The following is a 21,959-nucleotide window of genomic DNA, read 5'->3' as shown; positions in this document are numbered from 1 at the left end:
TTTCGCCGCAGTCACCAGGTGACCGGGAGTTCGTTGACGCCCTGGATCGTCGTGCCGGGGCGCAGCGTCAGTTGGTCGACCGGGACGGCCAGACGCAACGTCGGAAGGCGATCGAACAACGCGGTGAGGATCACCTCGAGTTCCAGGCGGGCCAGGTTCTGGCCGAGGCATTGGTGTACGCCGTAGCCGAAGGCGATGTGATGGCGGGCCGAGCGGTGCACGTCGAAGGTGTCGGGGTCCTTGAACACCGAGCCGTCGCGATTGGCGATGGAGTTGGTGACGATCACGCCCTCGCCCGCCCGGATGAACTGCCCGTCGATCTCGATGTCGGCCGTTGCGACGCGGCCGCCCGCGATGTCGGCGATGGCGAGGTAGCGCAGCAGCTCCTCGACCGCGCCGGGAACGAGGGCCGGGTCGCTCCGCAGGGCGGCATGCTGGTCGGGGTGCTCCAACAGGGTGATCACGCTGAGCGAGGTCATCGAGGCCGTGGTCTCATGGCCGGCGACGAGCAACAGCATCGCGGTCGAGATCAGCTCCTCGCGGTCGATCTCGCCGTTGGCCAGTTGCTCCGCCACCAGGCTGCCGAGCAGCCCCGACCCGGGCACGGCCTGCAGCTTGGTGATCAGTCCGTCCATGTAGCCCGCAAGGTCGTCGCGCGCGGTGGCCGCAGTCGCCGCGTCCATCGACTGCACCAGCCGCCTGCTCGCGTCCTGGAAGAAGTCGTGGTCGGCGTAGGGCACGCCGAGCAGTCGGCAGATCACCATGGAGGGCACCGGTAGTGCGAACCGGCTGACCAGGTCGGCGGGCGGGCCCGCGGAAATCATCTCGTCGAGGAAACCGTGCACGATCCGCTCGATGTCCGTGCGCATGCCCTTGATGCGCTTCACGGTGAACTCGCTGATCGTCATCCGCCGCTTGGGGCCGTGTTCCGGCGGATCCATGCTGATGAACGCCTGGCGGCGGTCCCGGAGGTTCGTGATACGCGGCGAGGTGGCGGGGAAGGCGTCATGGGTGCGGTCGGAGGACAGTCGAGGGTCGGCCAGCAGCTTTCGCGCCGCTTCATGTGTGGTCACCACCCATGCCCGGCGACCGTCGTAGAGGGTCACCTTCTGCAGCGCCTCCTCTTCGTCCCGCAGCCTGGTGTACTCCTCCGGCAGCTGGTAAGGACAGGTGCGGTCGCTCGGGAAGGCGGGGGCGTCCTGTGGGCGGGGCGTCGCAGCGGTCTCTGTCATCGTTCCCCTCGAGTCTCTCGCGTTTAAAGAACGGCAAGTTCTCTAATGAGGAGGATAGGCTGGACAGATAGGGAACGCAACGGCCTCTCCATCAACCCACAGGAGTCACGCTGTCACTGAACGCCGGTAAGGCGGCCGATTCGGCCGTTGACCACCGCAAAGGACCCCGCCGCCGCGGTGAGGAACTGGAAAACGCCATCCTGACGGCGACCCTGGAGGAACTCACCGAGGGGGGCTACACCACGCTGACCATGGAACGGGTCGCCACCCGGGCCCGCACCAGCAAGGCCGCCCTCTACCGCCGCTGGCCCGGCCGCGCCGAACTGGTCATGGACGCCTGCAAGTTGCGCGGCATCACCGACGTCGAACTGCCCGACACCGGTGCGCTCCGCACGGATGTCATCGCCCTGCTGCGGCAGATCTCCGCGAAGATGGCCAGCCCGCTCGGTGGCATCCTGCGCGGCCTGCTCACCGAGATGACGCGCGATCCGGATTTCGCCAGACTGATCCGGGAACGGGTCCACACCGTCGGGCCCACGACGCTCCACGTCATCCTGGAGCGGGCCATCGAGCGTGGCGAGGTCGAGCCCTGGATCCCGGACTCCCGGCGGGCCACGGTCGCGACCGACATGCTGCGCAACCATTTCCTGCTGTTCGGCGCACCCGTGGACGACACGATCATCACGGACATCGTCGACGACGTGTACCTGCCGCTGGTCCTGAGCCCGGCCCCGAAACGGGCCGGCGGCACCGATTCCGCCGGCGGCGCCGGGTAGGCCGGGCCGGTGGCGTGGCAGGGTGGACGGTATGTGTGGTCGATACGTCTCCACCCGCCGTCCGCAGGATCTGGTCGACCTGTTCGACGTCACACGCTGGGATTCCGACCGGGCGCTCGACCCGAGCTGGAACGTGGCCCCCACCGATGACGTGTGGTCGGTACTGGAACGCGTCGAGCACGACACCGGCGAGGTCACCCGGCAGTTGCGGCCGCTGCGCTGGGGGCTGGTGCCGTCGTGGGCGAAGAGCCTGAGCGTCGGCGCGAAGATGATCAATGCCAGGGTGGAGACGGTCGCGGAGAAGCCGGCCTACCGCCGAGCCTTCGCCAAGCGCAGGTGCCTGCTGGCGGCGGACGGCTTCTACGAATGGCAGGCCATCGCTGCGGCCGGGACGACCAAGGCCCGCAAGCAGCCGTACTTCATCAGCCCCGAGGACGGCCGGACCATGGCACTCGCCGGCCTGTACGAGTTCTGGCGCGCCCCCGACGCCTCCGACGACGATGCGCCGGGGGCGTGGTGGACCACCTGCACGATCATCACCACCGAGGCCACCGACGCGGCCGGACGCATCCACCCCCGTATGCCGCTGGCCATCGCCCCCGACGACTGGAACGCCTGGCTCGATCCCGCCCACCACGACCCCGCCGAGCTCCGCGCGCTCCTCACCACCCCTGCCGCGGGACACCTGGACGCCCGCGCCGTCTCCACCGCGGTCAACAACGTACGCAACAACGGGCCTCACCTTCTGGACGAGATCACCGAGGCCCCCTCCGGCGGCTGACGGCGACGGTCGGTGCTGTGCTGCCGTCGCCGCGACGTCGACGACCGACTGGGGCGGATGAGCGGCGAATGAGCGGCGAATGAGTGCACAGTGCAGACGGCACGCCCCGGAAGCCGTCGGCAGTCGTCGGCAGGGTGCCGCCCTCCTGCCTTGCATAGCAAAGCGCGATAATCACTCATAAAATGGGCGTTGCTGGCGCACTGGCGTGCAGACGGCGTGTGAAGTCGGTGCGGAAGAGCGATCGACTCGGGGATGGGTGCCTATGGACCAGGCCGCCGCTCCGGCGCGGACCGTCATCCTCACTGTGGACGACGATCCGGGCGTGTCGAGGGCCGTCGCCCGCGATCTGCGGCGACGCTACGGCGGGTCGTACCGTATCGTCCGCGCGGAGTCCGGCGAGTCCGCCCTTGACGCCCTGCGCGAGCTGAAGCTGCGCGGCGGTCCCGTCGCGGTGATCGTGGCCGACTACCGCATGCCGAAGATGAACGGCATCGAGTTCCTCGAGCAGGCTCTCGACATCTACCCGGGCGCCCGGCGGGTGCTGCTGACCGCGTACGCGGACACCAGCGCGGCCATCGACGCGATCAACGTCGTCGACCTCGACCACTATCTCCTCAAGCCCTGGGAGCCGCCCGAGGAGAAGCTCTACCCCGTCCTCGACGATCTGCTGCAGGCCTGGCGGGCCACCGACCACCGGCCGGTCGCCGTCACCAAGGTCGTCGGGCACCGCTGGTCGGCGCGTTCGTCGGCCGTACGGGAGTTCTTGGCCCGCAACCAGGTGCCGTACCGCTGGTACTCGTCCGACGAGCCGGAAGGCCGGCGGCTGCTGTGCGCCGCGGGCCAGGACGGCCTGCGGCTCCCGCTTGTGATCACTCCGGACGGCACGGCCCTCGTCGAGCCCGAGGACCAGGAGCTCGCCACGGAGGTCGGCCTCGCGACGACCCCGGCAACCGACTTCTACGACCTCGTCGTCATCGGCGGCGGACCGGCCGGTCTGGGCGCGGCGGTGTACGGGGCCTCCGAGGGCCTGCGGACCGTCCTCGTGGAGCGGTCCGCGACCGGAGGCCAGGCGGGCCAGAGCTCGCGTATCGAGAACTATCTCGGCTTTCCGGACGGAGTGTCCGGGGCGCAGCTCACCGACCGGGCCCGGCGTCAGGCGGCGAAGTTCGGCGCCGAGATACTGACCGCGCGCGAGGTCACCGGGCTGGAGATCAACGGCGCATCGCGCGTCGTCCGGTTCTCGGACGGCTCCGCTGTCGCCGCGCACTCCGTGATTCTCGCGACCGGCGTGTCCTACCGGCAGCTGGACGCACCCCACGTGACCGAGTTGACCGGCTGCGGAGTGTTCTACGGCTCGGCCCTGACCGAAGCGGCCGCGTGCCAAGGCCATGACGTGTACATCGTCGGCGGCGCGAACTCCGCCGGCCAGGCCGCGATATATCTGGCCCGGAGCGCAAAGTCGGTCACCGTAGTGGTGCGTAAGCCCTCCTTGGTCACGTCGATGTCGCACTACCTCGTCCAGCAGGTCGAGGAGGCGGCCACGATCTCCGTGCGCACCAACACGGTCGTCGATGCCGCCCACGGCTCGCATCAACTGGAACAGATCACCCTGCGCGACACGGCGACCGGCCACACCGAACTCGTCGACGCCCAGTGGATGTTCGTCTTCATCGGCGCGGCCCCGCTGACCGACTGGCTGGAGGGCACGGTGCTCCGGGACTCCCGCGGGTTCATCCTGACCGGCCCCGACCTGACCGCGGAGGGACGCCCGCCGGCCGACTGGGAGCTGGACCGGCCGCCCTATCACCTGGAGACGAACGTCCCGGGTGTGTTCGTGGCCGGAGACGCGCGTGCCGAGTCCGCCAAACGTGTCGCCTCCGCCGTTGGAGAGGGAGCCATGGCTGTCATGCTCGTGCACCGGTATCTGGAGCAGTCGTGAACGGCCGGCCGATGCCGTGCAGTCAGGAGGAACTCGGCTCGCTGTTCCTGTTCGAGAAGCTGACCCCCGACCAGATCGCCCGGCTCTGCCGCGAAGGCCGTGTGGAGGAGTTCGCCCCCGGGCCCGTGTACGAGGAAGGCGACGATGCCACGTGCTTCTACGTGCTGCTCGAAGGGACCCTCGTGCTCTCGCGCCGCATCGGGGACTACGACGTGGAGATCAACCGGAGCTCCAGCCGTGGGGTGTACGCGGGAGCCTTCCAGGCCTACCTGGGTGACCGCCTGCGGCAGGTGTACAACAGCTCCCTGCGTGTCATCGAGCCCGCACGCTTCTTCGTGCTGCCCGCGGAGACCTTCGCCGCGATCATGCGCGAGTGGTTTCCCATGGCCGTGCACCTGTTGGAAGGTCTCTTCTTCGGCGCCAAGAGCACCCAGGAGGCCGTCGGCCAGCGCGAACGTCTCCTGGCTCTCGGGTCGCTGTCCGCAGGGCTGACCCATGAGCTGAACAACCCCGCCACCGCGGCCGTGCGAGCCACGTCCGCGCTCCGCGACCGTGTTGCCGGGATGCGCCACAAGCTCCGCATGATCGCGGCACGCCCCTACCGGCGCGACAGCCTGGAGACCCTCATCGAGGTCCAGGAACGCACGGCCGAGCGGGTCACCAAGTCCACCACCCCGAGCCCGCTGGAAGCCTCGGACCGGGAGGACACCCTCTCCGACTGGCTGGACGACCACGACATCGGGGACGGATGGCAGCTCGCACCGACCTTCGTGCAGGCCGGCCTGGACACCGACTGGCTGGACCAGATCGCCGCAACCGTGGACGGGGACACCCTCGAAGGTGCCGTGCGGTGGCTCAACTACACCGTCGAGACCGAACTGTTGATGAACGAGATCGAGGAGTCGACCAACCGCGTCTCGGCCCTCGTCACCGCAGCCAAGCAGTACTCGCAACTCGATCGAGCGCCCCACCAGGTCGCAGACGTGCATGAACTGCTCGACAGCACCCTGCTGATGGTCTCCGCGAAGATCGGCGCCCACATCACCGTCGTCAAGGACTACGACCGCAGCCTGCCGAGGATCCCGGCTTATCCCAGCGAGCTCAACCAGGTATGGACGAATCTGATCGACAACGCCGTCTCGGCGATGAACAGCACCGAGGGCGACGGCACGTTGACCGTACGCACCGCGCGCGACGGGGACCATCTCCTCGTCGAGTTCCGCGACACCGGCCCCGGAGTCCCCGCGGAGATCCGCGACCGCATCTTCGACCCGTTCTTCACCACCAAAGCGGTGGGTGAGGGTACCGGTCTCGGCCTGGACATCTCATGGCGCATCGTCGTCAACAAACACAACGGGGACCTGCGGTGCCACTCCGTCCCCGGCGACACCCGCTTCCAGGTACGCCTCCCGCTGGCCTCCGCCGACCCCCCCACCCCCACAGGAGCCCTCATGAGTTCTCCGAACGGAATCGACCCCCTGGTCCCACCCAGCGGAACCGGATGCGTCGAGTGCGACGCCGGCGGCGGCTGGTGGTTCCACCTGCGACGCTGCGCACAGTGCGGCCACATCGGCTGTTGCGACGACTCGCTCGCCAAGCACGCGACGGCCCATGCGCGGGCCACCGGGCACCCGGTGATCCGCAGCTTCGAACCGGGCGAAGCCTGGTTCTTCAACTTCGAGACCTCGGAGATGTACGCCTCGGGCCCGCACCTGGCTCCCCCTGAGAGTCACCCGGCCGATCAGCCCACCCCCGGCCCTGCGGGACGCGTCCCGCAGGACTGGGCCGACCTTCTGGGATAGACGGAGAACCTCGGGGACTCGTGCCGGGCCGCACCTTCGCCAGCGGTGGACAGGACCGGGTGATCCGCCTGTGGAACGTGCGAATCCCGTGGCGGGTGCCGTCTCGGGCCCGAGAGGGGCTCGCCGTCTCAGCCGTCAGGGCGTCATCCGGGCCCGCGAGGGTGGGAAGGGCTGGTCGCGGGCAGTTCAGCCGCTGGCACTGTGCGCACCCGGATGACGACCCCGCACGCCGACCGCGGCCACCGGGTGCCGGCCCGCCGACGCCCTCCAGGCGGTACACGGCACCAGCTCCGGTCGCCGGTCACCCGGAACCGGAGCCCGGCCATCTGCCATCCGCCATCTGCCGTCTGAATCTACGGCGGTGCTACTCCGCCCCGGCCGGCTCGGCGAAGACCACCACGTTGTCCGGGTAGTAGTGCTGCGCTGCGTCGTACTGGCCACCGCAGGTGATCAGACGCAGCCCCGCATGATCGATGTTCTTGTAGACCTCGATGGTGGGGAACTTGTTCTTCGGGTACTGGGCAATGCGGCTGACCGTGAACTTCGAGGATTTCCCGTCCGTCCGCGCGACCTCGATCGTGTCGCCGGCTTTCAACGAGGACAGCCGATGGAACACCCCCGGCTTGCCGTTCCAGCTGACATGGCCGGCGATGACAGCCGGGCCCTTTTCGCCGGGAGCCGGGCCGGGCGTGTACCAGCCCGCCTGGTCGGGGTCGGCGGGCGTCTCCATCGTGCCGTCCTTCTTCCGGCCCAAGGGCTCAAGGACGGACGAGATGTCGAGCGACGGGACGGAGATCCGCTGTGGCGCCGACTTCCCCGCTGCACCCCCCGTTTCCCGCCCACCGTCCTGACCACTCCCAGCCTCCGTTCCCGTTCCCGTTCCGGTTCCCGTTTCCGCGGCGGCCTGGCCGCCCCGCGTGGGCTGCTGTTGGGCAGAGGGCGACTGCGAGACCGGCGTCTGGCCCCCGCATCCGCCGAGCAGCACCATCGCCGCGGCAGCGGCACAGGCTACGGCTTCGCGCTTGCCCCAGCCCCTCACGCGGCGCTCCGTCCGGTCGGCTCGGCAGAGGCGGTCGAGCGCCTCCTGCGGTTCAGGACCAGCGCTCCGGCGACCGCCGCGAAGGTGAGGCCGCCGGCGCCCACCAGTGCCCCGGGGACCCCGTCGCTCGTGGCCGTGCCGCCGCCCGTCTCCACGCCTCCCACCGGAATGGATCCGACCGCCGCGCCCTCCACGATTCCGCAGACCGCGGGAGCGGTGGCCTCCTGGGGCAGTTTGGGATCGAGCTCGCTCTTGCCCGCGCCGAAGTCGTACTTCTTGTTGCCGTTCGGGTCGATGCCGTGTTGCACGATGTGGAGGTCCTTGATGTGCTCGACCACGTCTTGGGACACGGGGATGGTGCGCTCGTAGGAGAGGTTCCCCTGGGCGTCCGCCTTGGGCATGCGGTCGACGGCGAGCCCGCTGTTCGGGCTGGTGTCGCCGTCGGTGGTGAGCGAGATGTTGATGTCGCCGTAATGCACCGTGGCTTCGGTGTTGTTGATGATCCCGTCGCCGTCCGTGTCGGCGCTGGCGTCCGGGCATTGGAAGTCATGGCCGTCGGTGGAGCCGTGGAGGTGCTGTGCGTGTGGCTGGCCCGGCACGAGCCCTTCCGACTCGATCTTCACGGTCAGCCGGGTGCCGTTGAGGCTGAGCAGCGCCGTGCCCTTGCCCTGAGAGTCGTTCAGCTGGTCCAGGTTGATCTGGTACGCCTTCTGCCCGGCGGTGGCCGGAGCGGCGGCGGCACCCGAGAGGACCAGGGCGGCAGGCAGAGCAAGGAGGGCGGCGAGGCGAGCGGTGCGCTGGGATGTCACGGTCGTTCGTTCCCTTCCGGCGGTTTCCCGTCTGGGATCGCCGTGGTCTCGTCCGAAAGGCCCGTACAACGATGCTTCTCACGGCTGGGGACCGCCTCTCGTTGCCCGGGCGCAAGTGGTCCGTAGTACGAGGCCCAGTGACGCCGCGCTCAGCACACCGCTCGATATGTCGCCTTGTCTAAAATCGACGGATTTTCTTGACAGGTACCTCTCTCCTGTGCGCACACAGGAGACGTTCTCCGGCGGCGCCGGGGTGGTGGCAGGCGGCCGTGTCCGAGGCGCTGTGCCGCCGACGGCACTTCTCGCCGTGGGTTCATGGCGTGCCGACCAGGACGGTCGGCCGTCGGCCAGGCCCGCCATACGGTCAGCGACCGCGGCCGCCTGACGGCAGCGTCACGGCCGGGGCTTGCTCGCGAACACCCACCGGTTGCCCTCCAGCGCGTCGTTCTGCTCGGGCAGCGGTCCGCGACCGTGCCGGCGGGTGAAGTCGAAGGGGGTGTGGACCGATGTGGACCAGCCCTTTTCTGCCAGATCACCTGCGGAGTCGGGCCGCGGCTCGCCGTCGAACAGGTTGAGCAGGTCGATGCCGATCTGGTGTTTCGTCGAGGTGTAGAGCGGGCTGCCGCGGTATGCCAGCAAGTCCTTTTCGAGCTTGACCTCGAAAGCCAGAGCGCTTCCCCCCGTACTCAGGCGATCCACCGTGTCGATGAGGTACGTCTCGGCGGCGTGGGGCAGGTAGAACAGCAACCCCTCGGCCAGCCAGACGCTCGGTGCGGCCGCGTCGAAGCCGGCGTCGGCCAGCGCGCCGACCCAGTCGGCGCGCAGATCCATCGGGATCGGTACGCGCGCCGCCTTCGGGGTGGCCGACAGTCCGCCGAGCACCTCGTGCTTGAACGCCAGCACGCCTTCCCTGTCGATCTCGAAGATCACGCAGCCGGGAGGCCAATCGAGTCGGAACGCTCGCGCATCCAACCCCGCCCCGAGCAGGACCACTTGGCGGGCGCCCGCGTGCATCGACCGGAGGAGGAAGTCGTCGAGGACCCTCGTCCGTAGACCGAAGTAGCGCGCGAACCGCCCCCACAGCGGGTTCGCGTCCCCGTCCGGTACCTGTTGTATGCGGACCGGCCAGCCCGCGGACGCCGGTGCGGCGCGCACGAAGTGCTCCGCGTAGACGTCCTGTGCCAGGCTGTCGTGGCGGTGGGTCTCGATCGCCCGTGCCGCGGCGACCAGGAGAGCGGTCAGGCCGACTCCCCCTGCCACGTCCTCCCCACCGGTGTTCCGATGCGCTGTGCCGATCATGTGTTCTCCCTTGGTGCGAGTCGAGACCACGAACAGCGAGGAATACGGATGAGGGATCCGCGGTGAACAGCCGGCGCCACGGCAGTCGATCGGATGGACAGCGGCGTGGCACGCCTCGCTCATCGGCCCCTCCCCTCCGGAACCAGGACGGGCTTGACCACGCGGCCCGCGTCGCAGTCGCGTTCGGCCTCGTTGATGTCGGCGAGCGGGTACGTACGGATCAGCTGGTCGAAGGGGAACCGCCCGGCCTGCCACAGCCTGGTCAGCCGCGGAATCAGCAGTCCCGGCACCGCGTCCCCCTCGCAGAGGTGGGAGATCCTTCGGCCCCGGTCCAGTGCCCCCGGTTCGAGCGGCAGCGCGGTGTGGAGTCGTGCCACCAGGCCGAGGTGGCCGTTCGGGCGCAGGGACCGGAGCGCGTCGTTGATCAGCCGGGCGGAGCCCGTGGTGTCCAGCGCGTACTGCGCGCCGCCGTCGGTCAGTTGCCGAATGCGGTCGGGCAGGTCGGCCGATGCGGCGTGCAGCGGGATCGCGCGGAATCGCTCGGCGAGGGCCAGCCGTTCGGGGTGCCGGTCGACGGCCACGGTCACCGCGCCGGCGGCGGTGGCCGCCATCACCGCGGACAGGCCCACCGCTCCGGCGCCGAAGACCGCGAGGGTGTCGCCGGGGCCGACGCCGAAGGAGTGGAAGACCGCCCCGGCGCCGGTGAGGAAGCCGCAGCCGAGCGGTCCGAGCAGTTCGAGGGGCAGCGAAGGATCGACCCGGACGGCGTTGCGGGCCGGCACCATCGCGTACTCGGCGAACGAGGACTGGCCGAACCACCGGGGGGCCAGTTCGCCGCCGGCCGCGTCGGTGAACCGCGCCGCGTTCTCCTTGCGCCCTCCGAAGAGGTTGAGCGAGGCGAAGGAGTCGCAGTAGGAGGGGGCCGCGCCCATGCAGCTCCGGCAGTGCCCGCAGGAGTCGAAGCTCAACACGACATGGTCGCCGACGCTCAGGCCGGTGTCCGGGCCACCCGTCTCCGCCACGACCCCGGCCCCCTCGTGGCCGAGCACCGCCGGCAGCGGGGTGCGGCCCGCCGAACGCCGGACCGCGAGATCGGTCCGGCACATCCCGCAGCCCGCGATCTCGACCAGGATCTCGCCGTCGGCCGGCCCCGCACTCAAGATCACGTCCTCGAGGGCGAATCGGCTCTCGTACGAGCGCAGTACCGCCGCGCCGAACCTCATCGTCACCCCTCCTGCGGACGGCGCACGACGAACGGCCTGAGGTTCCCGTAGAGCCCCCACGGCCCGCCCGCGACGCCGACCCCGCTCTGCTTGATGCCCGCGAAGGGCTGGGCGAGGGACAGTTCGGCGTGGTGGTTGATCCACGCCGTCCCGCACTCCAGCCGATCGGCAACCGCCTCGGCCCGGTCGAGGTCGGTCTCCCATACCGAGCCGCCCAGCCCGAAGCCGGTGTCATTGGCCGCCTCGACGGCTTCGTCGAGGCTCTCGTACGGCAGCACCGGCAGGACCGGACCGAACTGCTCCTGCGTCACCACCGGGCTTTCGGGCGGGACATCGGCCAGGATCGTCGGGGCGAAGAGTAGCCCGGCCGATCCAGCCGGTGGCCGCCGGCCACGGCTCGGGCGCCGTCCGCCAGGGCCTGGGCTGTGCAGCGCTCGACTCGGGCCAGTTGGGGGGCGTTGTTGACCGGCCTCAGCTGCGTGCCCGGGTCGAGCCCGGCTCCGACGGCGGACTTCGTGGGCGACCTCCGCGTACGACTCGGCCAGGGGTTTGCCCTGTTCACGGGTGAGCAGCGGAGCGACGTCGGCCCCGGCCGCCTCCACGGCGTCGGCCGCCGCGAGCAACGCGGTGGCGCGGGCGACGGGGTCGGCCCGCCAGCTGCGCCAGGCCGCGTGGGCCCGGCCGACGACGGCGTCCACCACGTCCGGCTGCTGGTCGGGAGCGTCGTCGAAGGGCTGGCCCGTTGCCGGATCGAGGACGGCGAAGCGCTCGCCAAGGGTCTCGGGCGCGCGACGGGACCGACGCGTCGGCATGCCGGCGGTCAGCTCGCGGCGGCAGCAGCGGCTGCGTATTCCCGGGCATGCCGGTCCATCTCCATCCGGAAGGCGGCCACCAGCTGCGGCTGAATCCTGCCGGTGGTGCGGTCGCCCCCCTCGCAGACCGCTCCGCGCACCCCCACGATGTCCGTGCCGATGCGGGTCAGCGCGCCGAGGTCGCCCACCTTGACGCTGCCCGCGAGGGCGGCGAGCAGACCGGCTTCGTGGGCCAGCCGGACGAACTCCGCGCAGACGTCGGGCGGAACGTGGTCGAACAGCCGCGTCCCGTCCTTGATCGCGGTGTCGAGCATGGCCGCGTCGGAGCCGGAGCGGCGAGCGATGTCGGGCAGCGCGAGCGGGTTGACGCAGCCGATCCGGTGGGCGTCGGCGTAGCCGGAGGCGACGACGAAGGCGTCCGGCCGATAGTCCTTCACCGCCCGGACGACTCCTCGCATCACATCGATGGCCTGTTCCGGCGTCGCGCATCCGTAGAGTCCGACCTTGATGTAGGTGGCTCCGGAGACAGCCGCACCGAGCGCCGCCTGGGCGACCGTGCCGGGCTTGTACGGGACGTCTCCCACCGTGGCGGACACCGGCTTGTCCGCCGGGACCGCGTCGCGGATCGCCCTGATGACCCATGGGAAGTTCGCGCCGAGCGAGCCCTCGTCGGGCTTCTTGACGTCGACGATGTCGAGGTGCTCCGCCGCCTTCGCGCAGTCGAGGGCCTCCTCGACACCGTCCGGGGAAATGAGCAGCAACATGGCGGAGTCCTTCCACTGCATGTCCACCTGACGGAGGTCAAGTGTGCGGAGTCGTCTCGATCACCTGCGGTCTGCTCATCATTACTGCGGCCCGTGGCCATCGGCAGAGCGCGCGGAGTGCGAACGGGTCATTGCCGTGATCTGGCCACGCCCCCTCAACACGCCGTCCACGCTGCCTCGGCCCTGGGGGCCTTCGAGTATTGGTGTCAGCTCTGCGACCTTCTCGGTCACTGCCACCAACTTCTCGGTGTCTTGGGGTGTGTTGAGCCGGCGAATCGCGGTTGCGCTCGAACCGTGGGCGCACCCTCCCCGACCCGGTCGAGACGGAAGGGCCGGGGTGTGGTCTGCAGATCAGACGTCGAAGTCGGGCTTGGCGAGGTGGCCCGCACTGCCGCCGTTCCACTCCACCAGGAAGAGCGTCGCATCATCGCTTGTGGTTCCCTCCCTCTCCTGTATCAGGGCATGGGAGAGGGCGCGCACCATGTGTTGCACACTGTGGCTGGTCGGTCCGACACGCTCGACGGTTTCGGTCAGGCGCTCCTCACCGAAGAGCTCTCCCCCATGTTTGTGTTCCTCGACAAGACCGTCCGTGTAGAACAGCAGCCGGTCACCCTTCTGAAGCTGCCGCGTGCTGATCTGTGGAGTATCTCCACCAAACCCCACGGGCAGGGTTCCTGGGCCTTCCAGTGACGTGATGACACGGTGGCCACGGATGAGCAGTGGGGCCGGGTGGCCGGCGTTGACCCACTCCAAGTGGCCGGTACGCACGTCAAGGCGCACCATCTGCGCGGTGACGAAGTTGTCCGGGCCGAATTGTTCGTCGATGACCCGGTCCATAAAGGCGTAGAGACCGGCGATTCCGACGTTGGCACGTCTGGCGTGGCGATAGGCGCCGACGGCAGCGGTCGCCAGCATGGCGGCGTTCAGGCCATGCCCCATGGCATCGATAATGGCCAAGTGCAAGAGGTCGTCGTTGAGGGCGTAATCCAAACTGTCGCCGGCCACGTTGTATGCGGGCTCCATGATTCCGGCGACAGACACCTGTGGGGTGACCATCGTCAGTGGAGGCAGAAGTGACCACTGGATCTCGGCGGCCACACTCATCGGTTGACGCCGCCGCGCCAAGAAGAACTGGTCCGTATAGCCATTCTTGGTGACGATCATGTCGGCGACCAGGCCGGCGAGTCGTCGCAGCAAACGCCGATCATCATCATCGACGCTGTCAATGGTGAGTGCCATCACCCCGACCTCGTCGCTGCCGTCGAGCAGGGGCAGATACATCCTCACACCGTCGGCCTGTGGGTGTTCGACCGCGGTGACATGAAGAAATGCCTCACCGGCGGGGGAATTGTCGATAGGAAGCGGATCGCCGATCATCAGCCCCTGGCCCGGCAGTGGAACCAACAGCAGCTGACCGTAATCCTGCAGAAGGATCATGACATCGCGGCCCCCGATCAGGCGGACCTCCTCCGCGACGAGAGGGGCGATGAGCTGCGGCGGCATCTCATGCGCGCGGTCCAACAGCTGGCCCAGCAGTCGCTCGCCGAACCCCTCGGCTCGGTCCGACGGAAGCCGATTGCCGTGCGCCACGGACACCCTCCTTCAGGCAAGCCATTCCTCTGACGAATCAGCTATGCGCCAGGCTTTGAGCGCCTATGGCACCATAAAAGACGTCCGTTATCCGTCATTCCGGACCCGTCATTCCGGTGCGCCTGCCCCCGAATTCACCGCAGTGCCGCCCGCGCCCTCCTTCAAGAACGTCGGCAGGCCGCCTCCGTCGACTCGCTTCACCGGACAATTCGCCGAGGCGGAGAGCGGGTGCGGCAATCAACTCAACCGATCGCCCTTCGTTCGCGCTCTCGGGAGTATGAGCAATCCGACCACGTCGCGTTCATGTTCCTGCTCTTCACCCGCCCGCGCCTCCGAAAGCCATGGCCATCGGGTTCCTAGCATGGCCGCATGACTGCCGAAGACCCCCTGGAGCGTGAGCAGGGACGGGGTCCTTCATCCTCTCCAGCCCTCACCCCGCGCGCCTCTGCCACAGACGCCGTGGAGCAGGCTGCCGACGCTTTGGAATCGCTCAAACCGAGGCTGCGCGGATGGCTTCACGCAGGCATACTCCCCACCTCGCTCGTCGCCGGCGTCGTCCTCATCCACCTCGCCCACTCGCCCCAGGCCACCCTCGCGTGCGCGGTCTTCTCGGTCTCCTCCTGGTTGCTCTTCGGCACCAGTGCCGTCTATCACCGCAGAGCATGGGGACGGCGCGGCGAGGCCATCTTGCGCCGCCTGGACCACAGCAACATCTTCGTGATGATCGCAGGCACCTACACCCCCCTGGGCGTGCTCCTTCTGCCCTCCCGACAGTGCTCGGTCCTGCTCTGGTGGGTCTGGGCCGGCGCGCTGGCCGGCATCGCCTTCCGCATCGTCTGGATCGGCGCCCCACGCTGGCTCTACACCCTCTGCTACATCGTGCTGGGCTGGGCGGCGGTCTTCTACCTGCCCGATTTCCTGCGCACCGGTGGAGCGGCCGTGATGATCCTCATCGTCACCGGAGGTCTCCTGTACAGCGCGGGCGCAGTGACCTACGGACTCAAGCGCCCCGATCCCTCTCCCCGCTGGTTCGGCTTCCACGAGGTCTTCCACGCCTTCACCGTCAAGGCCTTCGCCGCTCACTACGCAGCCGTTCTCCTTGCGGCCCGCTGACCCACAGCAGCCGTTCGCCACCGTCGAGGCAGATGGCAGGAGAACCACCGCCCGCCCCTCCGCGCGCCGATGAAATCCGGCACGCTGGACGACGAGAGCCGGCCGCCGGCACGGCACCACCACAGCACCGGACCGCCGCCCTGTACGTCGGCTCGGCCGAGCGCTCATGACCCGGATGTGCAGGCCCGCGCCAACCCCGCAGGGAGTTGGTGCGGTTCGGAAGCGTGCCTGATGAGAAGATCAGCGCGGCCCTCGCCGGCATGCTGCCGCACGGTCTTGCCGGACTCCGAGGGAGGGTTGACCGAAGTGCGAGCGGACGGGGCGAGTGGTGCAGGGGCGAACCGCAGAGCGGGACCGAATAGACCAGATGCTCGCCGGCAGCCGTCGGGGAACAAGCAGCGCCCTGCTGCTCCACGGTGAGGCGGGGATCGGCAAGACGGCCCTGCTCGACTATGCCGCCGAGCGGGCGGACGCCCTGCGCGTGCTGCGCGTCGAGGGCATCGAGTCGGAGACGGAGCTCGCGTTCGGCGGGCTGCACCAGCTCTTCCTGCCCGTACTGAACGTCCTCGACCTGCTGCCCGTTCCGCAGGCTGCGGCGATGAGGGCGATCTTCGGGCTCACCGACGACGTGGTGCGTGATCGCCTCACCGTCGGCCTTGCCGTGCTTTCCATGCTGTCGGAAATCGCGGATGAGGGTCCGCTCCTCTGCCTGGTCGATGATGCGCAGTGGCTCGACCAGCCGTCAGTGGATGTGCTCACCTTCGCCGCTCGCAGGCTGCGGGCCGAGGGTGTCGTCATGCTCTTCGCTGTCCGGGGTGAAGCCTGCGGGGCCGACATGAAGGGACTTCCTCGGCTGCTCGTCGAAGGCCTGGACCGGGCGGCGGCCGCGACACTGGTCCCCGGCCTGCCTCCTTACGTCGTGGAAAGGGTCATTGAGGAGGCCCAAGGCAACCCGCTGGCCCTCATCGAGCTGTCGGCCACGCTCACACCGGCACAGCGGGCCGGGCACCTGAGCCCGCTGGCGCTGCCTGAGGCGACGCCCCGGCTGACGAGCCGGATCCAGGAGGCTTTTCTGGCGCAGATTCGCCGCCTTCCCGAAGCCACCCAGGCGATGCTGCTGTTGGCCGCCGCGGACGACACCGGAGATCTCGCCGTGGTGCTCAGCGCAGCCGACCGGCTCGGTGCCTCGCTCGAGGACCTCGCACCTGCCGAACGCTCCGGGCTCGTCCTCCTGTCCGGGGAGGCGGTTCGCTTCCGGCACCCGCTGGTAAGATACGCCGCCTACCAAGGAGCCCCGCTCGCCGGACGTATTGCCGCGCACAAGGCACTGGCGGAGACGCTGGACAACTCCCGGCACGCGCACCGGCGCGCCTGGCATCTGGCCGCCGCCTCGACGGGCCCGGACGAACGGGTCGCCGACGAACTGGAGCGGGTCGCCGAGTGGGCCGACCGCCGACAGGCGATGGCATCCGCGTCCGCCGCCTACGAACGTGCGGCCCAGCTCTCGGCCGACCCGCAAAGACGCGCGCACCGCCTCATCCGCGCGGCTCAGAGGGCCGGCGACGCCGGTCAGGACGAGCGGTGCGGCCTCCTGGCCGACCAGGTGTCGCTGCCCCTCCAGGACTCGGGCATGGCAGCGGACTTCGCCCGGGTGCGAGCCGTCGTCGAGCTGGGATACGGCAGACCGACAACCGCCGGCCGTATCCTCGTCGACTGCGCGGACCGGATCAGCCGCAGCCGTCCCGACAAGCTCGCCTCGCTCCTGGTCGACGCCATGCACTCGGCCTTCTCCTCGGGGAACGTCGATCTGATCGTCGAGGTAGGGCTCCGCGCCCCGGACCTGCTGGTGCTGAAGGTGCCCGCCCGCCTGTTCACCGGGGATGTCTCCGGTTCGCTCGACGCCCTGGGCGAACTTGTCCGCAGAAGCCACGAGCCGGGTACCGCGTTCATGGACGGGCTGATGACCGGGGTCTACTGCCATGTGGTCGCCCGTCACGCGGACGCGCGCGAGATCGCCGCCACGGCTGTCGCCCACTGCCGCGACCACGGAATCGGCGGATGGCTGCCCACCGCGCTGCACCTCCTCTCCCAGGCGGAGCTGGCGCTCGGCCGACACGAAGAGGCGTCCGCACATGCCGCCGAGGGACTGCGGCTGGCCGAGTACTACAACCTGGACCACCGAGCAGCCCATCTGCGGGCCGTCCTGGCCGCACTGGCCGCCGTCCAAGGACAGGAGGAGCACGGCCGCAGCCTGGCGGCGGAAGCCCTCCACTACACGCGCCCGCGCGATGTCGGACGGGGCACCGCGGACGCCCTGTGGGCGCTGGGCCTGCTCGAGCTCGGCCTCGGGCGGGCGGAGGCAGCGCTGGAGCTGCTGGAATCGGCGCAGCAGGAAGTGGGCCATCCGCTGCTGGCCCACTTCCTGCTGCCCGATCTCGTCGAGGCGGCGGTTCGCGCCGGCCGGCCGGAGCGGGCGAAGGAGCCGACTCGTCTGCTCAGGGAATGGGCGGCCGCTGCACCCGAGCCGCCCCTCAACGCCCTGGCCCGCCGCTGCCTGGCCCTGACCGGTCCGGATGACGCGGCCGAGGAGCACTTCGCGGCGGCCGTGCACCTCCATGAGGGCTACGGCGACTTCGAACGGGCCCGCACAGAACTGCTCTACGGGGAATGGCTGCGTCGCCTGCGGCGCAGCATCGATGCCCGCGATCATCTTCGCGAGGCACTGGAGGTCTTCGAGAAGCTCGGTGCCCAGCCCTGGGCTCGCCGGGCTCGGGCGGAACTGCAGGCTGCGGGCGAGAGCGCCGGCCTTACGGGCCTGACGGGCCTTGCGGACGGGCGGATCAACCGGTTGAGCCCGCAGGAGCGCGAGGTCGTACGGTTGGCCGCCACCGGCGCGACCAACCGTGAGATCGCCACACAGCTGTTTCTGAGCCCCCGCACGGTCGGTCACCACCTCTACCGCGCCTTCCCCAAACTCGGCGTCAGCTCCCGCACCGAACTTGCCACGCTACTGGCGTCATGACTCCGGCGGCCTCATGACGCCGGCGATCCCATGACCCCGACAGTCCCATGACTTCGACGGTCCCCTGACTCCTGCGGTCCCGTGACTCCGGCGCCGAGCAGATCATCCGGAGCCGAGCAGCCCGCCGGTGGCCGGCCCGGGCGAAGGCAACGGTCATCGGCGCGCTACGGGGAACCCGGTGACCCGGTGAGGGTGACTCCGAGCGCGCGCTCCAGGCCGTGCGCGCCCTCGTCGGTCAGGTGCACCACCCGCGGGCTCGGTCCCCAGCGCACCCATTCCAGCGCGAACAGGCGCGCCGTCAGCGCGGCGCCGAGCCCTCCGGCGAGATGGTGCTGTTGTTCGCTCCAGTCGACGCAGTAGCGGACCGCAGGGCGGCGGGGCGGTAGCCGGTCGGGGTCGACGCCCAGTTCGGCGAGCTTCTCGCGACCCGGGCGGGTGAGTTCGTACTCGATGTCGTGCCCGTACGACGACGGCCGGTCACGTACCGCCTCTTCGGGCCGGTGGACGCCGTCGTGACCGGTGAGCACGCCACGTTCCAACAGGCCGCGCATCAGCGCCACACCGAGCTGACCCGCGAGGTGGTCGTAGCACGAGCGGGCCCGGTGCAGGGCGTTGGCGCGGTTGCTCTGCTTGAGCGAGGTGATGGCCAGCGGCGGCGCGATCAGGGCCAGGGACTCCAGTGCGGCGCTGATGTCCGGACCGGTGAGCTGGTAATAGCGGTGCCTTCCGCGCTGTTCGACGGTGACGAGTTCTCCCTCGACGAGTTTGGCGAGATGCACGCTGGCGGTGGCGGCGCTGATGCCCGCCTCGCCGGCCAGGGCGCTCGCGGGCAGCGCGCGGCCGTCGGCCAGACACTTGAGGATGCGGGCACGCGACGGATCGGCGATGAGGGCGGCGGCGCGCGCGATATCGGTCTGGTGCTTGAGTGGCTCGCCCCGGCGCTCGGTCGACGCGGCATCGGCCGACGAGGCATCGGCCGACGAGGAGCCGGCGGTGCGGCTGGTGTTCGGCATGGACTCAGCGTAGAACAACGACACTTCGTCGAACAGCGAAGCGTCTGACGCCGATGCTCTTCCCATGACCACCGCAGCGACTCCCACCAGCGTCCGCGGCCCGGCCGGCCGAGCGCCCGCACCGGCCGGCGGCAACGCGAAGCCCCTCACCCTGCCCCCGCTGATCGCACTCAGCCTCGGCTATTTCCTGGTCATGCTGGACGTCACCGTCGTGAACGTCGCGATCCCCGACATCCGGACCTCGCTGGGTACCGGTCCCTCCGCACTCCAGTGGATCGTCGACGGATACAGCACCGTCTTCGCCGCGCTGCTGCTGCTCGGAGGAGGTCTCGCCGACCGGTTCGGGCATCGTCGCGTGTTCCTCGCCGGGCTGGGAGTCTTCACCGCCGCCTCAACGGCCTGCGGCCTCGCCACGACCTCCGGCTCGCTGATCGCCGGACGTCTCGCCCAGGGCGCAGGTGGCGCACTGCTCGTACCCGCCTCGCTCGCGCTGCTCCGAGCGACCTTCCCCGACCGCGCGGTGCGGGCCCGGGCCATCGCGCTCTGGGGAGCCGTCGCATCGGTGGCCTTCGGCGCCGGTCCCGCCGTCGGCGGACTGCTCATCTCCGGTACGGACTGGCGCTCGGTGTTCTGGCTGAATCTGCCCATCGGCGCACTGGCCATGTTGTTGACGTTGCGACACATCCCTTCCTCCGCGCCCAAGCCGCGTACGCGAAAGACGGATCCGATCGGCCAGGCACTCGGCATTGTCGGCCTCGTCGGTGTGGCCGGCGGCCTCAATGAAGCGGGCTCGCGCGGCTGGACGTCGCCTCTGGTCCTGTCGGCCTTCGGCGTCGGCGCTGCGGCCCTGGTGGCCTTCGCACTGGTGGAACGCGCCGTGGAGTCACGCTCGGCGCGGGGTCGCACCCAGCGCGATCCGCTGCTGCGCCCTTCCCTGTTTCGCTCCGCTGCCTTCACCTCGACCACCTTGATCGGGATGCTGATCAGTCTCGGCTACTACGGCATGCTCTTCCTCGCCACGCTCTACTTCCAGCAGGAGCGCCACCTGGACGTCCTGGACACCGGCCTCGCTCTGCTGCCCTCGGTATGCATGGGGCTGGTCGCCGCCCCGCTGTTCAGCCGGGTCGCGGCCCGCACCGGCCCGTACGTCCCGATGGCCGCCGGTCTCGTGCTCGGCACCATCGGCTTCCTCGGCTGGCTGCTCGCCCGGCCCGGCACCCCCTACCCAGTCCTGCTCCTCGCACTGATCGCCACCGGCCTCGGCCAGACCATGACCGCGCTTGCCGCCACCGCCGCCATCGTCGAAGCCGCTCCGGTTTCCGACGCGGGTATCGCCACCGCCGTGTTCAACGTCTCGCGGCAGGTCGGCAGCGCCATGGGCGTGGCACTCTTCGGCACGTTCGCCGCAACGGCAGACGACTTCACCTCCGGCCTGCGCCTGTCGGCGGGCATCGCAGCGGCCGCCTTCGCCATCGGTGCCCTGCTCGCCTTGTCGGCCCGGCGGCGGGCCGGCTCAACGTGCACTTGACGCGCCCCGGTGAGAGGCACAGTCCTTGACACCGACAACCACCAACCGCCGGACCGCCACCCGCCGGCCCGAATGCGCGTACCGCCCGGAAGTCACCACGTCGATCACCGTGCTGACCCCCGAGTACACGGCCGCGATACCGGCAGCACCACAATCACCACCAGCACCACAACCACCAATGGTCCGCTGACCACAAGGAGTTACCAGCATGACGACACAGCCCCGCCGCCCCGAGATCCTCCGCTACACCGCATTCTCCGCCGACCCCGCCGGAGGCAACCCCGCCGGTGTCGTGCTGGACGCCACGGGCCTGTCCGACGACGAGCAGCTCGCGATCGCCGCGGAGCTCGGCTACAGCGAGACCGCCTTCCTCACCGCACCGCCGGCGGAACTCGCGGGCCGGGAACGGGCCTACACCGTGCGCTACTTCTCCCCCAAGGCCGAGGTCTCCTTCTGCGGACACGCCACCATCGCCACAGCCATCGCCTACGCGGAACGCCATGGCTCCGGCGACCTGGTCCTCGCCACATCTGCCGGCACTGTCCCGGTGACGATGACCGAGACGCCGGACGGGGCCCTGCGCGCGACCCTGACCAGCGTCGAGCCCGCCGTCCACGAGGTCTCCGGGAAGGACGTCTCCGAGGCCCTCGATGCACTCGGTTGGTCCGCCACCGACCTCGACCCGGCCTTCCCACCGCGGATCGGCTACGCCGGCGCCCGCCATCTGATCCTGGCGGCCGCGACCCGATCCCGGCTGGCCGACCTCAGTTACGACTTCGAGCGCCTGAAGGACTTCATGACCTCCCTGGACCTCACCACGGTGCAGCTGGTGTGGCGCGAGTCCGAGACGGTCTTCCATGTGCGAGACCCCTTCCCCGTCGGCGGGGTGGTCGAGGACCCGGCGACAGGTGCCGCGGCCGCCGCCTTCGGCGCGTACGCGCGCGAACTCGGCCTGGTCCCCGAGGAGTCGGTCCTCGTCCTGCACCAGGGCGCCGACATGGGCCGACCGGGCGAACTACGGGTCGAGCTGTTCGCCGACGACGCACGGGTACGGGTCGGCGGCACGGGGACCCGTATTCCGGAGTCCGACTGACCGCAGCGTGCCCGGACGTACCCTGCATACCGCGCGCGACTGCGGGCGGTCTTCCACGCCGCACCGAGCCCGGCCCCGGAAGCGGTGGTGCGGTGGTGCGGTGGTGCGGTGGTGCGGTGGTGCG

General features: G+C 69.7%; 17 protein-coding genes and 1 pseudogene. 9 read left to right on the top strand and 9 right to left on the bottom strand.

The window, feature by feature from the left end; translation table 11 throughout:
* Positions 1-11 precede the first annotated feature (11 nt).
* On the bottom strand, positions 12-1,232 hold the full coding sequence (locus ACGFML_RS17195; protein ID WP_393544474.1) for a cytochrome P450: 1,221 nt from the start codon (positions 1,230-1,232) through the stop codon (positions 12-14).
* Positions 1,233-1,342: 110 nt separating this feature from the next.
* On the opposite strand from ACGFML_RS17195, the gene ACGFML_RS17190 reads away from it, so the two are divergent.
* The 5 genes and pseudogenes from ACGFML_RS17190 to ACGFML_RS17170 all read left to right on the top strand — a co-directional run bounded on the left by ACGFML_RS17190 (position 1,343) and on the right by ACGFML_RS17170 (position 6,530).
* The gene (locus tag ACGFML_RS17190; protein ID WP_393544697.1) at positions 1,343-2,008 is read left to right on the top strand and encodes a TetR/AcrR family transcriptional regulator; all 666 of its coding nucleotides are present in this window, start codon (positions 1,343-1,345) and stop codon (positions 2,006-2,008) included.
* Between the two features lie 31 nt (positions 2,009-2,039).
* The gene (locus ACGFML_RS17185; protein ID WP_393544472.1) at positions 2,040-2,789 is read left to right on the top strand and encodes an SOS response-associated peptidase; all 750 of its coding nucleotides are present in this window, start codon (positions 2,040-2,042) and stop codon (positions 2,787-2,789) included.
* A gap of 262 nt (positions 2,790-3,051) precedes the next feature.
* Entirely contained in the window at positions 3,052-4,728 is a 1,677-nt protein-coding gene (locus ACGFML_RS17180) for an FAD-dependent oxidoreductase (protein WP_393544470.1), read from the top strand.
* Positions 4,725-6,167: pseudogene (locus ACGFML_RS17175) on the top strand (ATP-binding protein); the annotation flags it as partial. The gene ACGFML_RS17180 and the pseudogene ACGFML_RS17175, both read left to right, overlap by 4 nt.
* 12 nt (positions 6,168-6,179) lie before the next feature.
* Positions 6,180-6,530 carry a UBP-type zinc finger domain-containing protein gene (locus tag ACGFML_RS17170; RefSeq protein ID WP_393544695.1) on the top strand — a complete coding sequence of 117 codons (351 nt, stop codon included), beginning with the start codon at positions 6,180-6,182 and terminating at the stop codon, positions 6,528-6,530.
* A 364-nt stretch (positions 6,531-6,894) separates the two neighbouring features.
* Here ACGFML_RS17170 and ACGFML_RS17165 read toward each other — a convergent pair whose 3' ends face one another.
* The 7 genes from ACGFML_RS17165 to ACGFML_RS17135 all read right to left on the bottom strand — a co-directional run bounded on the left by ACGFML_RS17165 (position 6,895) and on the right by ACGFML_RS17135 (position 14,066).
* Entirely contained in the window at positions 6,895-7,518 is a 624-nt protein-coding gene (locus ACGFML_RS17165; protein ID WP_393544468.1) for a class F sortase, read from the bottom strand.
* Between the two features lie 47 nt (positions 7,519-7,565).
* A complete protein-coding gene (locus ACGFML_RS17160; RefSeq protein WP_393544466.1) occupies positions 7,566-8,378 on the bottom strand; it encodes a hypothetical protein in 813 nt (270 codons plus the stop codon).
* Positions 8,379-8,771: 393 nt separating this feature from the next.
* Entirely contained in the window at positions 8,772-9,677 is a 906-nt protein-coding gene (locus ACGFML_RS17155) for a class I SAM-dependent methyltransferase (RefSeq protein WP_393544464.1), read from the bottom strand.
* A 119-nt stretch (positions 9,678-9,796) separates the two neighbouring features.
* On the bottom strand, positions 9,797-10,900 hold the full coding sequence (locus ACGFML_RS17150; protein WP_393544463.1) for an NAD(P)-dependent alcohol dehydrogenase: 1,104 nt from the start codon (positions 10,898-10,900) through the stop codon (positions 9,797-9,799).
* 2 nt (positions 10,901-10,902) lie between these two features.
* Complete coding sequence (locus ACGFML_RS17145) at positions 10,903-11,712, bottom strand: aldehyde dehydrogenase family protein (protein ID WP_393544461.1); 810 nt, start codon at positions 11,710-11,712, stop codon at positions 10,903-10,905.
* 8 nt (positions 11,713-11,720) lie between these two features.
* Positions 11,721-12,476 (bottom strand): (5-formylfuran-3-yl)methyl phosphate synthase, encoded by a 756-nt coding sequence (locus ACGFML_RS17140; RefSeq protein ID WP_393544459.1) that lies wholly within the window; start codon positions 12,474-12,476, stop codon positions 11,721-11,723.
* A gap of 351 nt (positions 12,477-12,827) precedes the next feature.
* Entirely contained in the window at positions 12,828-14,066 is a 1,239-nt protein-coding gene (locus ACGFML_RS17135; RefSeq protein WP_393544457.1) for a PP2C family protein-serine/threonine phosphatase, read from the bottom strand.
* Positions 14,067-14,435: 369 nt separating this feature from the next.
* Between ACGFML_RS17135 and ACGFML_RS17130 the strand changes: the two genes are divergently transcribed.
* A complete protein-coding gene (locus tag ACGFML_RS17130; RefSeq protein WP_393544455.1) occupies positions 14,436-15,179 on the top strand; it encodes a hemolysin III family protein in 744 nt (247 codons plus the stop codon).
* A gap of 325 nt (positions 15,180-15,504) precedes the next feature.
* Positions 15,505-18,201 (top strand): ATP-binding protein, encoded by a 2,697-nt coding sequence (locus ACGFML_RS17125; RefSeq protein WP_393544453.1) that lies wholly within the window; start codon positions 15,505-15,507, stop codon positions 18,199-18,201.
* Positions 18,202-18,365: 164 nt separating this feature from the next.
* On the opposite strand, the gene ACGFML_RS17120 is transcribed toward ACGFML_RS17125, so the two are convergent.
* Positions 18,366-19,214, bottom strand: a complete 849-nt coding sequence (locus tag ACGFML_RS17120) for an ArsR/SmtB family transcription factor (RefSeq protein ID WP_393544452.1) — start codon at positions 19,212-19,214, stop codon at positions 18,366-18,368.
* 64 nt (positions 19,215-19,278) lie between these two features.
* Here ACGFML_RS17120 and ACGFML_RS17115 point away from each other — a divergent pair, with 64 nt between their 5' ends.
* Positions 19,279-20,742 carry an MFS transporter gene (locus ACGFML_RS17115; protein ID WP_393544450.1) on the top strand — a complete coding sequence of 488 codons (1,464 nt, stop codon included), beginning with the start codon at positions 19,279-19,281 and terminating at the stop codon, positions 20,740-20,742.
* A gap of 208 nt (positions 20,743-20,950) precedes the next feature.
* On the top strand, positions 20,951-21,835 hold the full coding sequence (locus ACGFML_RS17110; protein ID WP_393544448.1) for a PhzF family phenazine biosynthesis protein: 885 nt from the start codon (positions 20,951-20,953) through the stop codon (positions 21,833-21,835).
* Positions 21,836-21,959: the final 124 nt, after the last annotated feature.

Origin of the sequence: Streptomyces sp. NPDC048650, assembly GCF_043199095.1 — a bacterium.
In the GTDB taxonomy this organism is placed as follows: domain Bacteria; phylum Actinomycetota; class Actinomycetes; order Streptomycetales; family Streptomycetaceae; genus Streptomyces.
The sequence above is the reverse complement of the archived record's forward strand: the minus strand, read 5'-3'. Positions and strand labels throughout refer to the sequence as shown.

Bases quoted from the DNA above. Each gene is read 5' to 3' on its own strand.
- ACGFML_RS17145 (WP_393544461.1), bottom strand. From the start codon at position 11,712: ATGCCGACGCGTCGGTCCCGTCGCGCGCCCGAGACCCTTGGCGAGCGC.
- ACGFML_RS17110 (WP_393544448.1), top strand. From the start codon at position 20,951: ATGACGACACAGCCCCGCCGCCCCGAGATCCTCCGCTACACCGCATTC.
- ACGFML_RS17185 (WP_393544472.1), top strand. From the start codon at position 2,040: ATGTGTGGTCGATACGTCTCCACCCGCCGTCCGCAGGATCTGGTCGAC.
- ACGFML_RS17165 (WP_393544468.1), bottom strand. From the start codon at position 7,518: ATGGTGCTGCTCGGCGGATGCGGGGGCCAGACGCCGGTCTCGCAGTCG.
- ACGFML_RS17170 (WP_393544695.1), top strand. From the start codon at position 6,180: ATGAGTTCTCCGAACGGAATCGACCCCCTGGTCCCACCCAGCGGAACC.
- ACGFML_RS17115 (WP_393544450.1), top strand. From the start codon at position 19,279: ATGACCACCGCAGCGACTCCCACCAGCGTCCGCGGCCCGGCCGGCCGA.
- ACGFML_RS17130 (WP_393544455.1), top strand. From the start codon at position 14,436: ATGACTGCCGAAGACCCCCTGGAGCGTGAGCAGGGACGGGGTCCTTCA.
- ACGFML_RS17155 (WP_393544464.1), bottom strand. From the start codon at position 9,677: ATGATCGGCACAGCGCATCGGAACACCGGTGGGGAGGACGTGGCAGGG.
- ACGFML_RS17150 (WP_393544463.1), bottom strand. From the start codon at position 10,900: ATGAGGTTCGGCGCGGCGGTACTGCGCTCGTACGAGAGCCGATTCGCC.
- ACGFML_RS17195 (WP_393544474.1), bottom strand. From the start codon at position 1,232: ATGACAGAGACCGCTGCGACGCCCCGCCCACAGGACGCCCCCGCCTTC.
- ACGFML_RS17120 (WP_393544452.1), bottom strand. From the start codon at position 19,214: ATGCCGAACACCAGCCGCACCGCCGGCTCCTCGTCGGCCGATGCCTCG.
- ACGFML_RS17140 (WP_393544459.1), bottom strand. From the start codon at position 12,476: ATGTTGCTGCTCATTTCCCCGGACGGTGTCGAGGAGGCCCTCGACTGC.
- ACGFML_RS17180 (WP_393544470.1), top strand. From the start codon at position 3,052: ATGGACCAGGCCGCCGCTCCGGCGCGGACCGTCATCCTCACTGTGGAC.